General features: G+C 72.1%; 12 protein-coding genes and 1 tRNA gene. 6 read left to right on the top strand and 7 right to left on the bottom strand.

All coding sequences use genetic code 11. The features are described 5' to 3' along the window. Positions 1 to 27: 27 nt before the first annotated feature. The gene (locus ABD140_RS15080; RefSeq protein WP_344241111.1) at positions 28 to 1,257 is read right to left on the bottom strand and encodes a beta-ketoacyl-[acyl-carrier-protein] synthase family protein; all 1,230 of its coding nucleotides are present in this window, start codon (positions 1,255 to 1,257) and stop codon (positions 28 to 30) included. 99 nt (positions 1,258 to 1,356) lie between these two features. Here ABD140_RS15080 and ABD140_RS15085 point away from each other — a divergent pair, with 99 nt between their 5' ends. From ABD140_RS15085 to ABD140_RS15100, 4 genes are read left to right on the top strand one after another with little or no spacing between them, the layout of a single operon-like run. After that, complete coding sequence (locus ABD140_RS15085) at positions 1,357 to 2,130, top strand: NUDIX domain-containing protein (protein ID WP_344241113.1); 774 nt, start codon at positions 1,357 to 1,359, stop codon at positions 2,128 to 2,130. Between the two features lie 57 nt (positions 2,131 to 2,187). Further along, positions 2,188 to 3,111, top strand: coding sequence for an SPFH domain-containing protein (locus tag ABD140_RS15090; protein ID WP_344241115.1), 924 nt, complete (start codon positions 2,188 to 2,190; stop codon positions 3,109 to 3,111). Positions 3,112 to 3,119: 8 nt separating this feature from the next. Continuing rightward, positions 3,120 to 3,371, top strand: a complete 252-nt coding sequence (locus tag ABD140_RS15095) for a type II toxin-antitoxin system antitoxin (protein ID WP_344241117.1) — start codon at positions 3,120 to 3,122, stop codon at positions 3,369 to 3,371. 2 nt (positions 3,372 to 3,373) lie between these two features. Continuing rightward, complete coding sequence (locus tag ABD140_RS15100) at positions 3,374 to 4,000, top strand: GOLPH3/VPS74 family protein (RefSeq protein ID WP_344241119.1); 627 nt, start codon at positions 3,374 to 3,376, stop codon at positions 3,998 to 4,000. Here ABD140_RS15100 and ABD140_RS15105 read toward each other — a convergent pair. Further along, positions 3,997 to 5,436, bottom strand: coding sequence for an alpha,alpha-trehalose-phosphate synthase (UDP-forming) (locus tag ABD140_RS15105; RefSeq protein ID WP_425544117.1), 1,440 nt, complete (start codon positions 5,434 to 5,436; stop codon positions 3,997 to 3,999). The two genes, ABD140_RS15100 and ABD140_RS15105, sit on opposite strands and share 4 nt — an antisense overlap. Before the next feature lie 113 nt (positions 5,437 to 5,549). Here ABD140_RS15105 and ABD140_RS15110 point away from each other — a divergent pair, with 113 nt between their 5' ends. Both ABD140_RS15110 and ABD140_RS15115 read left to right on the top strand, forming a co-directional pair. Then, positions 5,550 to 6,494, top strand: a complete 945-nt coding sequence (locus tag ABD140_RS15110; protein WP_344241123.1) for a Ppx/GppA family phosphatase — start codon at positions 5,550 to 5,552, stop codon at positions 6,492 to 6,494. 95 nt (positions 6,495 to 6,589) lie between these two features. Further along, a tRNA-Pro gene (locus ABD140_RS15115) sits at positions 6,590 to 6,666 on the top strand. 201 nt (positions 6,667 to 6,867) lie between these two features. Here ABD140_RS15115 and ABD140_RS15120 read toward each other — a convergent pair. The 5 genes from ABD140_RS15120 to ABD140_RS15140 form a co-directional block, all read right to left on the bottom strand. Further along, positions 6,868 to 7,059, bottom strand: a complete 192-nt coding sequence (locus ABD140_RS15120) for a hypothetical protein (protein ID WP_344241125.1) — start codon at positions 7,057 to 7,059, stop codon at positions 6,868 to 6,870. Positions 7,060 to 7,164: 105 nt separating this feature from the next. Then, positions 7,165 to 9,660 (bottom strand): DUF4153 domain-containing protein, encoded by a 2,496-nt coding sequence (locus ABD140_RS15125; RefSeq protein WP_344241127.1) that lies wholly within the window; start codon positions 9,658 to 9,660, stop codon positions 7,165 to 7,167. Beyond that, positions 9,657 to 10,316 carry a response regulator transcription factor gene (locus ABD140_RS15130; RefSeq protein ID WP_344241130.1) on the bottom strand — a complete coding sequence of 220 codons (660 nt, stop codon included), beginning with the start codon at positions 10,314 to 10,316 and terminating at the stop codon, positions 9,657 to 9,659. Before ABD140_RS15130 ends, ABD140_RS15125 begins: the two co-directional genes overlap by 4 nt. Positions 10,317 to 10,440: 124 nt before the next feature. Then, entirely contained in the window at positions 10,441 to 11,028 is a 588-nt protein-coding gene (locus tag ABD140_RS15135; RefSeq protein ID WP_344241132.1) for an HAD domain-containing protein, read from the bottom strand. 56 nt (positions 11,029 to 11,084) lie between these two features. Beyond that, positions 11,085 to 12,377, bottom strand: coding sequence for a serine hydrolase domain-containing protein (locus ABD140_RS15140; RefSeq protein ID WP_344241134.1), 1,293 nt, complete (start codon positions 12,375 to 12,377; stop codon positions 11,085 to 11,087). Between the last annotated feature and the right edge of the window lie 101 nt (positions 12,378 to 12,478).

A 12,478-nucleotide genomic window follows, 5' to 3' on the forward strand; every position in this document is an offset into this window, starting at 1 on the left:
TCTGCGCAAATGCCGGTCCCCTGACGGTCAGCTCTCCGCCGGCACCAGCACGAGCGTCGCGTCGTGACCGCCGAAACCGAACGAGTTGGACAGGACGGGCGCGGTGGGGATCCGCCGGGGCGCGCCGTGGACGACGTCGATCGGCTCGGCGTCCGGGCCGCCGGTGAAGTTGGCGGTCGGCGGGACGAGCCCGGCGCGGGCGGACAGCAGCGCGAAGACCGCCTCGACCGCCCCGCCCGAGCCCATCAGGTGGCCGGTGACGCCCTTGGTGGCGGTGACCGGAGGCGAGCCGGCGGGAAAGCAGCTCGCGATGGCGCGGGCCTCGGCGCGGTCGTTGTGGAAGGTGGCGGTGGCGTGCGCGTTGACGTGGCCGATGTCGCCGGGGGCCATGCGGGCGTCCTCCAGGGCCGCCCGCATCGTCCGGGCGGCGACCTCCCCGTCCTCCAGCGGCTGCACGATGTGCCCGGCGTCGGCGCCCGCGGCGTAGCCGGCGAGCTCGCCGTAGATCCGCGCGCCCCGCGCCTCGGCGAGGTCGGCGCGCTCCAGCACCAGGAAGGCGGCGCCCTCGGCCATGACGAACCCGTCGCGGTCGCGGTCGAAGGGCCGCGACGCCTCGTGCGGGGCGTCGCCGCGCCGGGACAGCGCGCTGATGCGGGCGAAGGCCGCCACCGCGAACGGGGTGAGCATCGCCTCCACCCCGCCGGCGAGGGCGCGGTCGATCCGCCCGTATCGGATGGCCGTCATCGCCTCGCCCAGCGCGACGGACCCGCTGGCGCAGGCGCAGGCGAAGGTCAGGCAGGGGCCCTGGAGCCCGTGCCGGATGGAGATGCGCGCGGCGGTGGCGTTCGGCATGATCATCGGCACGGAGGCCACCGGCAGGCGCTCCCTGGGCAGGGTGCCCAGCTCGGCGGTGTGGGCGATGTGCGCGCCGCCCGTCCCGACGTAGGTGCCGCCGCGGGCCCGCTCGCCGGGTTCGGTGAGCGGGCCGTCCAGCCCGGCGTCGGCCCAGGCGTCGACCGCGGCGGCGACGGCGAGCCGGGTGGGCCGGTCCAGGTGGCGCAGCCGGTGCGGGGGGAAGTACTCCTGGGGAGCGAACCCGCTCACCGGGCAGCCGAAGGTCACCGGTACCCCGGCGTCGAGCAGTTCGGGCAGGTGAACGGCCGTGGACTTACCCGACAGTACTGTCGAGAAGGCGTCCTGGACGGTGCTCCCCGCCGGGCTCTTGACGCCCATCCCGGTGATGACGACGCGGTGCATGAGACCTCCGGAATCCGGTTCGGCGTGAAAAGTACCACGGGTTACGACCCAGGTATTTAGCCTTGAATGACAAAAACCACGAGAAAAGAGCCCCCACAGATGCGTGATTCTTATTCCTCCCGCAGGGAGAAGCTCGTCCGCGACCTGATCCCACAGCTCATGCGGCAGGCCGGAAAGGAGCCCGACATCCGTGTCGCCGACCGGTCCGCGCTGCGCGGGCTGCTGCTGGCCAAGCTGTACGAGGAGGCCGACGAGTTCGCCGACGACCCCTCGCCCGGCGAGCTGGCCGACCTGCTGGAGGTGGTGCTGGCGCTGGCGGACGGGATCGGCTGCGGGGCGGCGGAGCTGGAGCGGGTGCGGGCGGCCAAGGCGGCCGAACGGGGCGGATTCGCCGCGGGGTACGTGCTGCGGGGAGTGGAGCCGCCGCGGCGGCCGGTCGTGCGCAAGGCGCGGGTCCTGCTGCTGGACGGGGCGGACCTCCTGCTGTTCCGCCGGACGCGGCCGGGCGTCCCGCCGTACTGGACGACGCCCGGCGGCAAGGTCGAGCCGGACGACCCGGACATGCGCGCGGCGGCCCGGCGGGAGCTGATGGAGGAGCTCGGCGCGACCGCAGGGCCGCTGCACGCCGTCTTCACCTACACCGAGCACCGTCCGAAGGCCGACTACGTGCACCGGTTCTTCCTGGGGCGGCTGGAGACGATGGACCTCTCCCTGCGCTGCGGGCCGGAGTTCGACGACCCGGAGCGGGGCGGATACGAGGTCGAGCGGTTCCCGTGCCGGGGGGAGGCCTTCGCCGGGCTGGCGCTGTGGCCGGAGCGGCTCCGCGAGTTCCTGGTGGAGGAGGCCGGTTCGCTGCCCCGGATCCCCGATTGAAAAAGTGATATCACTTTGCTAGGTTCTAGACATCAGCCACAGATGAGGAGAACCTTCATGAGCGAGCTCGCGAACCCCCCGGTCCCGCAGACGCGGGAGCGGATCGCCTTCGGCGCCTCGGGCTGGCCCGTCCTGGGCGGGGTGGTGGCCGGCGTGGTCGTCGGCGTCGTCGCCTTCGTCGCGGGCGCGGTCATGCTCGGCGACGGTGAGGGAGGGGCGCTCGCCCCCGTCCTGATGGTCGCGGGCGGCCTGGTCTTCGTCGCTGCCCTGATCGTCTCGGTCGGCCTCACCGCCGTCGCCCCCGGCGAGGCGCGCGTGCTGCAGCTGCTCGGCCGCTACACCGGCACCGTGCGCACCGACGGGCTGCGCTGGGTCAACCCGCTCACCGAGCGGCGCCGGGTCTCCACCCGGATCCGCAACCACGAGACCGACGTCCTGAAGGTCAACGACCTGGACGGCAACCCGATCGAGATCTCCGCGGTCGTTGTCTGGCAGGTCAAGGACACCGCGCGCGCCGTCTTCGAGGTCGACGACTTCGTGGAGTTCGTCGCGATCCAGACCGAGACCGCCGTCCGGCACATCGCCAACAGCTACTCCTACGACACCCACGAGGGTCCGGGCCTGTCCCTGCGCGACAACGCCGAGGAGATCACCGCCCGGCTCAGCGAGGAGATCGGCGCCAGGGTCGCCGCGGCCGGCGTGGAGATCACCGAGTCCCGGCTCACCCGGCTGGCCTACGCGCCGGAGATCGCCCAGGCGATGCTGCGCCGCCAGCAGGCCACCGCGATCGTCGCCGCCCGCAGCCGCATCGTCGAGGGCGCCGTGGGGATGGTGGAGATGGCGCTGGCCCGGCTCGCCGAGGACGAGATCGTCGAACTGGACGAGGAGCGCAAGGCCACCATGGTCAGCAACCTCCTGGTCGTGCTGTGCGGGGACCGGGACGCCCAGCCCGTGGTGAACACCGGAACCCTCTACGCGTAGCGAAGCCCATGGCGACCGAACGGAAGAAGCTCCTGCTCCGGCTCGACCCGGCGGTGTACGACGCGCTGGCGCGCTGGGCCTCGGACGAGCTGCGCAGCGCGAACGCGCAGATCGAGTTCCTGCTGCGCCGCGCCCTGTCCGACGCGGGCAGGCTGCCGTCGGGAGTGGGGAAGATGCGGGGCCCGGGCCGTCCCACCCGGGCCTCCGCCCGAGAGAAGCAGCAACCGGAGAACCCAGAGGAAGAACGAGAAGAGGAATGACCGTGGAACTGCCCGACACCCTCCCGCAGCGGATCTACCTCCTGGCCCTCGACCCCGAGCGCGGCAGGCCCCCCATGGGCGTCCACCTCAACGAGCTGGTGCGGGCCGCGGCCCTGGCCGACCTCTACCTGGCCGGCCACCTGAGCGACGAGAAGGGCCGCGCCGTCGTGGCGGTCCGCCACCCCTGCCACGACCCCGTCCTGGAGGCGGTGCTGGAGGAGCTGTCGTCCGCCCGGCGCCACAGGTGGCAGTACTGGGTGGGCCGCAGGGCCCGGCAGACGGCGGCGGCCGTCCGCGACCAGCTCGCCGACGGGGGATGGGTGCGGGTGGAGAAGCACAAGATCCTGGGCGTGTTCCCCACCCGCCGCATCACCCCGCGCGACGCCCGGCTGCCCGGGAGGCTGCACCACCGGGTGACGGCCGCGCTGCGCGACCCGCTGCCCCGGATCGACCCCGCGGACGCGGCCCTCGTCGCGCTCGCCGAGGCCGGAAGGCTGCGCAACATCCTGGACCGCGGCGCCCGGCGCACCCACAAGCGGCGGCTCGCGGACCTGAAGGCGCGCACCGGGCCGCTGCCCACGGCGCTCAGGAAGGCGATAGACGCCCAGAACGCGGCGGCCGCGGGCTAGGCCAGCGGCTCGGCGGCCTCGGCCGTCTCAGCCGCCTCGTCCGCGGACTCCGCGCCGCCCTCGTCGTACAGGGCGCCCAGGAAGGTCTCCGCCCAGCGGCCCACGTCGTAGTCCACCACGCGGCGCCGCATCGCGCGCATCCTGCGCTGCAGGTCCAGGGGCTCGCCCCGGATCGCGGCCAGCAGGGTGCGCTTCAGCCCGTCCACGTCGTAGGGGTTGACCAGGAAGGCGCGGCGCAGCTCGGGGGCCGCCCCGGCGAACTCGCTGAGCACCAGCGCGCCCTGCAGGTCCTTGTGGCAGGCCACGTACTCCTTGGCCACCAGGTTCATGCCGTCCCGCAGCGGGGTGACCACCATGACGTCCGCGGCCAGGTAGAGGGCGGCCAGCTCGGCGCGGTCGTAGCTGGTGTGCATGTAGTTGATCACCGGCGAGCCGAGCTGGGCGAACTCCCCGTTGATCCGGCCGACCTGCTGCTCGATGTCGTCCTTGAGGATCTGGTACTGCTCCACCCGCTCCCGGCTCGGGGTGGCGATCTGCACGAACACCGCCTCGCCCGGCTTGAGCTCGCCGTCGGCCAGCAGCTCCCCGAACGCCTCCAGGCGCTGGGTGATGCCCTTGGTGTAGTCGAGCCGGTCCACGCCCAGCAGGATGCGCTCGGGCTCGCCGAGCTCGTAGCGGATCATGTCGGCCCGCTCCTGCACCTCGGGCCGGGAGATGAGGTCCTCCAGCTCGCCGACGTCCACCGAGATGGGGAAGGACCTGGCCTGGACGGTGCGGCCCTCGTACTGGATCCGGCCGCTCTGCGCCCGCACGTCCAGCACGCGGCGGGCCATCCGCACGAAGTTGGCGGCGCCGGAGGAGAGCTGGAAGCCCACCAGGTCGGCGCCGAGCAGGCCCTCGATGATCTCCCTGCGCCAGGGCAGGCGCTGGAAGAGCTCCACCGGCGGGAACGGGATGTGCAGGAAGAAGCCGATCTTGAGGTCGGGGCGCAGCTCGCGCAGCATCCGGGGCACCAGCTGGAGCTGGTAGTCCTGCACCCAGACGGTGGCGCCCTGCGCGGCGGCCTCGGCGGTGGCCTCGGCGAAGCGGCGGTTGACCCGGACATAGGCGTCCCAGGTGCGCCGGTGGTACTCGGGCGGGGCGACGGCGTCGTGGTAGAGCGGCCAGAGGGTGGCGTTGGAGAAGCCCTCGTAGTACAGCTCGACCTCTTCGGCGGACAGGGGGACCGGCACGAGGTACAGGCCCTCGTCGGTGAACGGCGCGACCTCCTCGTCCGCCGAGCCCGTCCAGCCGATCCACGCGCCGTCCCTGCCCCGCATCAGCGGCATGATCGCGGTGACCAGGCCACCGGGGCTGCGGCGCCATCCCACCTCGCCCTCGGGGCCCACGAAACGGTCCACAGGCAGGCGGTTCGCCACGACGAGGAAATCACTCACGTTGATCTTCATACCCCGTTTCAGGTGTTTTGTGCATCTTCTGTCCCAGAGGGAACGTGAACCTCGCCACCCGAGTTCACCTGCGGGAAAGGTTCATTCGATATTTTCGACACATGAGACTGGGCGTCCTCGACATCGGATCCAACACCGTGCACTTCCTCGTCATGGATGCGCACCAGGGCGGGAGACCGCTCCCGGCCTACTCCCACAAGACCGAGTTGCGCCTCGCCGAACACCTCGTCGACGGGCACGCGCTCTCCGAGGAGGGCATCGAGACCCTCCACCGGCTCGTCGCCGAGGCCCTGGAGATCGCCGAGGACAAGGGCGTCCAGGAGACCCTGGCGTTCGCGACCTCCGCGATCCGCGAGGCCTCCAACGGCGAGGAGGTCCTCGGCCGGATCAAGGCCGAGCTGCAGACCGACATCGAGGTCCTGTCGGGCATGGACGAGGCCCGGCTGACCTTCCTGGCCGTCCGCCGCTGGTTCGGCTGGTCCTCCCACCGCCTGCAGGTCTTCGACATCGGCGGCGGCTCCCTGGAGATCGCGACCGGCACCGACGAGCAGCCCGACGGAGCCTTCTCCCTGCCCCTGGGCGCCGGCCGCCTCACCCGCGACCGCCTGACCCTCGACCCGCCCGACCCCGACCAGGTCCGCGCGCTGCGCCGCCACATCCGCGCCGAGATCGCCGCCCGGATCGGCGCGATCGCCCGCTTCGGCCCCCCCGACCACGCCGTGGCCACCTCCAAGACCTTCAAGCAGCTCGCCCGCATCGCCGGCGCCGCCCCCAGCGCCGAAGGCCCCTTCGTCCGCCGCACCCTCTCCCGCACCGCCGTCCGCGAATGGTCCGACCGCCTCGCCGGCATGTCCATCCTCCAGCGCATGCAGATCCCCGGCGTCTCCCCGGGCCGCGCCCCCCAGCTCCTCGCCGGCGCCCTCGTCGCCGAGGCCGCCATGGACCTCTTCGACATAGAAGAACTGGAAATCTGCCCGTGGGCCCTCCGCGAGGGCATCATCCTCCGCCGCCTCGACCTCCTCCCCGGCGAGCCCCTCTCCTTCTAGCCCCCGCCCCCGATCAACCGATGTGCGCTACCCCCGCGACTGCGCTAGAGTTATGCCTGCCGCCAACGCCCCAGACGGGGCAAAAGCGGAGGTCGCGGGACGTGGCGCAGCTTGGTAGCGCACTTGACTGGGGGTCAAGGGGTCGCAGGTTCAAATCCTGTCGTCCCGACCAGCTCAGGGCCATCTTCGGATGGCCCTGTTTTGCTTTCGAGTGACCAACCGGGTGACTAAGCCTCCTGATGGATCACCTGGCAGGCATGGAGCAGGGGCCGAGGATCATGATCCTCGGCCCCTGCTCGTCTTCCTCGGTCTCACCCGCTGGCGGGGAAGATCTGGTCGAGCCCGTTGGCCGGGCGCAGGGGAACGCCGTGGTTCATCGTGTGCTCCCGGGGCCGGTGGATCGGCAGGCGGGGCAGGCCTCGGGGTGGTCGGGCCACCACTGGGGATTGAGGTCGGTGAGGTCGTCGCCGGCCAGCCCGCACAAGGTCAGTCCCCAGTGTCCCAAGGCGTGGTGCCGGGGCGTCTGCCCGTTGCCGTCCGGGTCCTTGCACATGTCCCAGCGCATGTCCGGCGGGGCGTAGAACGGCTGGCTCGGGATGGGGGAGAGGTCGGGTGGCGGTCGTCGCGCGAGGTGAGAGCCGTCAGCGGGGACTGGCTGATCATGGTCGGTTCATTTGCAGGGCAGGACGGGGCGTTGGGCGAGGATGCGGCGGGCGCGTTCTCTGGAGAGGTTCTTCGAAGTCCAGCCATCGGGCTTTTCCAGGTCGCGGGCGATCTCCTGGAGGGCGCAGGAGCGGCGGGGCTCGGGGAGGCGGTCCAGGGCGGGGACGGCGTCGGCGGAGAGGACGTTGAGGTAGGGCACGACGACGCGTTCGGTGTGGGCGAGGCGGTCGACGTTGCGGGAGGCGATGAACCCGTCGGGGTTGATCAGGCCGAGGAGTAGGAGGCCGGCGGCGCCGGTGGCGGCGACCGCGCGGGGCAGCCAGTCCGCCTTCATCCGGATTCCGGCGACGGCGATCATCACGATGACCAGGCCGAGCCAGAGTTCGAAGGCGTGGACCCACAGGCGCAGACGGGTCCAGCCGGAGGACTCCTCGTAGAGGTAGAGGCGGCGCAGGGCGACCGCGACGACGACCAGGGTCAGCACGCACAGGGCGCCGAGCAGGAGGCGGACCAGGGCCGGGGAGGAGACGGGGCGGTGCCGGACCGCGACGGCGATCACGGCGAGGACCAGCACGGTGACGACGACCAGCTGGAAGAAGCCCTGGCGGGCGTAGGAGGAGTAGGACACTCCGGCCGGCAGGGCGGTGTGGTCGAGCAGGACCCGGGCCTGCACCGCGCAGAAGGCCAGGAAGAGCAGGTTGAGGGAGATGAGCGGCACGGCCCAGGCCCAGCGGCCCGCGGGGGTGCCGGGGGCGGGGGCCAGTTCCCTGAGCCGGGGCGGTGTGATCGCGAGGTAGGCGAAGGCCAGCACCAGGCTGGAGATGATCAGGAACCAGAAGGCGCGCGCCAGGATCGAACCGAGGCCCAGGTCCGGGAGGAGCGCCGAGACCATCTCGCTGAAGGCCGCGTCGGCGCTGGTCAGCAGGCCTCCGAAGACCAGGAGCAGCAGACCGGCCAGGGCCGCCGTGCGCAACGCGGCCGTGCCCGTGCCCCGGCCCGCTTCGGCCGCCGAGGCGATGCCCCGGCCGGACCACGGAAGCATGGACACCAGCGCGCCCGGCAGAGTCAGCCCTCCGCCGATGACCTCGAACCAGCTCCGGCCGCCGACCAGCGCGTACGAGAGCAAGGGCAGCGCCAGCGCCGTGGTCAGCGCGAGCAGCCAGGCAGCGTCGCGCAGGACGGGCATCAGCGCCAGGCCGAGGCCCAGGGCCGCGAAGACCAGCCCGGTGCGGTTGCGCGGGGTCAGCCGGCCGCGCAGGACCGGCAGGAGTGCGAGCACCATGGCGACGGCCGCCAGGGCCGCCCCGATGCCGGGCTTGCCGTGCAGGAAGATCGCTCCGGCGATTCCGGCCGCGCCCGCCGGCAGGAGCACGCGCAGTGCGGCCGGACCCGAGGGGGCGGGCCAGGCACGGGCGACCCGCTCGTCGGTGTCGTTCATGAACGGGGTCAGGGCCGGCGCGAAACCGCCGGGGTGGGGTCCTGGCGCGGACGGCTGCGGCGCGGGCGCGCTCCAGTCGGTGGGCATGGCGGTTCTCCGGTGGTGAAGGGGGATGGTCACACGGATGTGGCAGCCGGTGTCGGTGTCGAGGACGGCGATGGTGCCCTGGTGGAGGTCGACGGCCCAGCGGGCGATGGCCAGGCCCAGCCCGGTGCCGCCGTCGGAGGAGCCGCCCCGGACGAAGCGCTCGAAGACCCGGGGACGCTCGGATTCGGGGATCCCGGGTCCTTCGTCGATCACCTCCAGGACCAGGTCGGTGAGGACGGTCGAGGCCCGGACGGTCACGGTGCCGTCGGGCGGGCCGTGCCGGCAGGCGTTGTCGACGAGGTTCGCCACGACCTGGAACAGCCGGTCCCGGTCGGCGTGGGCCGTCAGCCCGGCCCGTACCTCCAGGACCACGGGCGTGAAGGCGCAGACCTCGGCCAGGAAGTCCCGCACGTCGAAGTGCGTGAGCTCCAGCGGGACCGCTCCGGCGTCGACCCGTGACAGGTCGAGGAGCTGGGTCACCAGGCGTCCGAGCCGCTCGGTCTGGCCGACCGCGCCCTCCAGGACCGCCGGCGTGGCCGGGGTCACGCCGTCGGCGACGTTCTCCAGCACGGCCCGGAGCGCGGTGATGGGGGTGCGCAGCTCGTGGGAGACGTTCGCGACGAACTCGCGCCGCTGCCGGTCGACCTCGGCCAGGTCGGCGGCCATGGTGTTGAAGGCCTCTCCCAGCTCGCCCACCTCGTCGTTGGAGGTGACGTGGACCCTCCGGTCGTACCGGCCGCTCGCCATGGAGCGGGCCGCCGCCGTCATCTCCCGCAGCGGCGCGGTCATCCCGTGCGCGATCAGCTGGGTGACGGCCATCGACCCGAGCACCGCGATCGGCAAGGTGATCCGCCCCCTGAAGCCGATGTAGTAGCCCCATTTGACGAGCAACGCCGAGGTGAGCGCGGTGAACATCGCGACCACCCCAAACTTGATCTTGATGGACCGCAGCGGGTCGAGCGGGCGCGGCCAGCTCACTGCCGCTCCAGCGCGTAACCGACGCCGTGCGCGGTCCGGATCCAGGAGGCGCCCAGCTTGCGCCGCAGCGTCTTCACATGGGTGTCGATCACCCGGGAATCCGACGAACCCGCCCAGTTCCATACCGCTTCCAGCAGGGCGGACCGGGTCATCACGGTGCCGGGGTGACGGGCCAGACAGGCCAGCAGGTCGAACTCCATCGGCGTCAGATGGATCTCGGTCCCCTCCAGATGGACCCGCCGCGCGGCTTCGTCGATCTTGAGTTTCTCGGAGGTGGCGGCGGCCGTCACGGCCGAGCGGCGCAGCAGGGCCCGGATCCGGGCGACCAGCTCCCGCATGCTGAAAGGCTTGGTCACGTAGTCGTCGGCCCCGACGCCGAGGCCCACCAGGAGATCGGTCTCGTCATCGCGAGCGGTCAGCATCAGGACGGGGACCGGCCGGGCCGCCTGCACCCGGCGGCAGACCTCGAGGCCGTCGAAACCGGGCAGCATCACGTCGAGCACCAGGAGGTCGGGCAGGAAGGAGGCCGCCACGGCCACCCCGGCGGGACCGTCAGCGGCCGTCGCGACCTCGAAACCCTCGACGATCAGCCGTTCGGCCACTGCCTGGGCGATGGTCGGGTCGTCCTCGACGAGAAGAATGCGCTGCGCTGTCACGGAGGTGAGCGTATGAGGGCGCTGCGGAGGATTCGTGTGCCGAATGTGGAGATTTGGTGAAGCCCCACGCCCTTACAGGGTCAGCGGCGTGGCACCAGGGCGGAGAGGAGAACGCCGCCGGTCGTCACCGACGATGAGGAGGGCGGCGTCGGCGGAGGCGCGGCCCGTCCGACCGGACGACATCGCCGACGGACTTGCCGAGCCGGTGGAGCCAGCCGTTCAGAAGGGCGTAGTCGGTGTCCGTGAGACCGAGCCGGGCGTCGACTCGGTGGAGCAGGGCATGTCCCTGGTGGTCGGCGGCCACGCGGAGCCGGTCCGCTTCGGTGATCTCGTCGTCGATCCAGATGAAGGGGCGGCCTTCCGCCCGCTCGATCAGGGTGCGGGTCTTCCAGTGCACGCCCTCCCAGGCGTCCCGCTGGTCCAGGGCGGAAGGCTCGGGCCAGGCGACCACCTCGAGGCGGGGCAGGCCGAGACGCGGGCCGATGCCGTCGTTGGCGTCCTGCATCCAGGTCGTGGCCCAGACCAGTTCGCAACCCAGCGCCAGCAGCCGTTCCCCGTGCGCGGGATCGATCCGTCCCAGCAGCGGATGTCCGTCGATCCCCGGGTTCGGACGGCCGGATTCGTACGTCGGATAGGCGTGCGCCGCGCCGAACGGGATGAGCGGCCCATCGACATCGAGAAAGAGCAGGGGAACTCCCGCGATACCGGCCATCCCGGAACGATAACCCTCAGGCGGGAACGGCGTCGGTCGTCCGGTCCAGCGGACGCTCAGGCTTCGGTCCGTCCGGCCACGCGAACGTCGGCTCGGCCCGTGTGCAGGTAGCGCGCACGGCCCTGGCCGTCATCTCCCAGAAAGGCGACGGGCCCGCGACCGGGTTCGGCGGGCAGGAGGGAGTCTCCTCGCCAGCCGAGCAACTCCGTCCGGTACGGCTCGTCGCCGACCTCCGCCACGGGGCCGAGGGGGACCTGTTCGAGCCACAGCCGTCCCTGCCCGTCCCCGCTCACCGTGGTCCGGCTCGTGCTCGACAGGTAGACGCCCGCGCAGCGCCTGACGTCCAGGCGCTGCGCGGGGTCGGGGACGGGTTCGGCGGGTGACCCGATGACCCTGCCGAGGATCTCCTTCATCAGCGGCCTGCGGTCGCCGCCGTTGATGAGGATCGCTACGGACACGTCGCGGCCGGGGTCGATCCGCAGGGCGGCCGACTGCCCGATGGTGTTGCCGTCGTGGCCGAACACCGGGCCGCCCGGCAGGTCGTGGAGCGCCCAGCCCAGGCCCCAGGCCGTCCCCCAGCCGATGTCCGGCAGGGTGACCTGCGACTCCCGCATGGCCCGCAGCCCCTCGTCGGCCAGATGCGCCCGGGCGAAGGCCAGCAGGTCGCGCGCCGTCATGGCGAGCATCGACCCGGCGGGCGCGTTCGAGCGCGCCATCGCCCAGACCGGGGCGGGCCGCCCGCCGAGGTGCCCCACCGCCGCGCGATGCAGGATCGCCTCGTACGGATCGCTCGCCGCGTGCGTCATGCCCAGGGGAGTGAACAGGTGGTCCCGCATGCACCGGTCGAACGGCATGCCCCGCATGACCTCGACGATCCGCCCGAGCACGCTGTAACCCGCGTTGTTGTAGGAGAACATCCGTCCGGGTTCGAAGATCTGCGGCACGTCGGCCAGTAGTTCCACATACCTCTCCAGGCAGTCGTCGCCCTTGCCCGTGTCGGTGAACACATCCCCTTCGAACCCGGCCGTGTGGCACAGCAGCTGCCGGACGGTCGCCTCCCGGAACCCGGGAAGGTACCCGGCCACCGGAGCGTCGAGCTCCACCCGCCCGTCGGCGACGAGCTGCATCACCAGCGTCGCCGTCAGCGCCTTGGTGACCGACCCGATCTGGAACACCGAGTCGACCGTCGCCTCCACCCCCGTCGCCGTGCTCAGCACCTCCGCCGCCGCCTCGACCACCCGCCCCCCGGCATCGACGGCGACCGCCACCCCCGGCACCCCGTGCTCCTCCGCCAGCCCCGGAAGCCGCTCCCGCAGCCACTCCCCGACCTCATCGATCGCCGTCCTCATCCGCCCCACCGTAGACGGCCACGCCGGTGGGCACCGGCCATCAACCCTGCCGCCGCGGCCTGACGGACGGCGATCGCGACCATATGCAGGTCAGGGCGGTC

Source organism: Actinocorallia libanotica, assembly GCF_039525175.1.
GTDB lineage: Bacteria > Actinomycetota > Actinomycetes > Streptosporangiales > Streptosporangiaceae > Actinocorallia > Actinocorallia libanotica.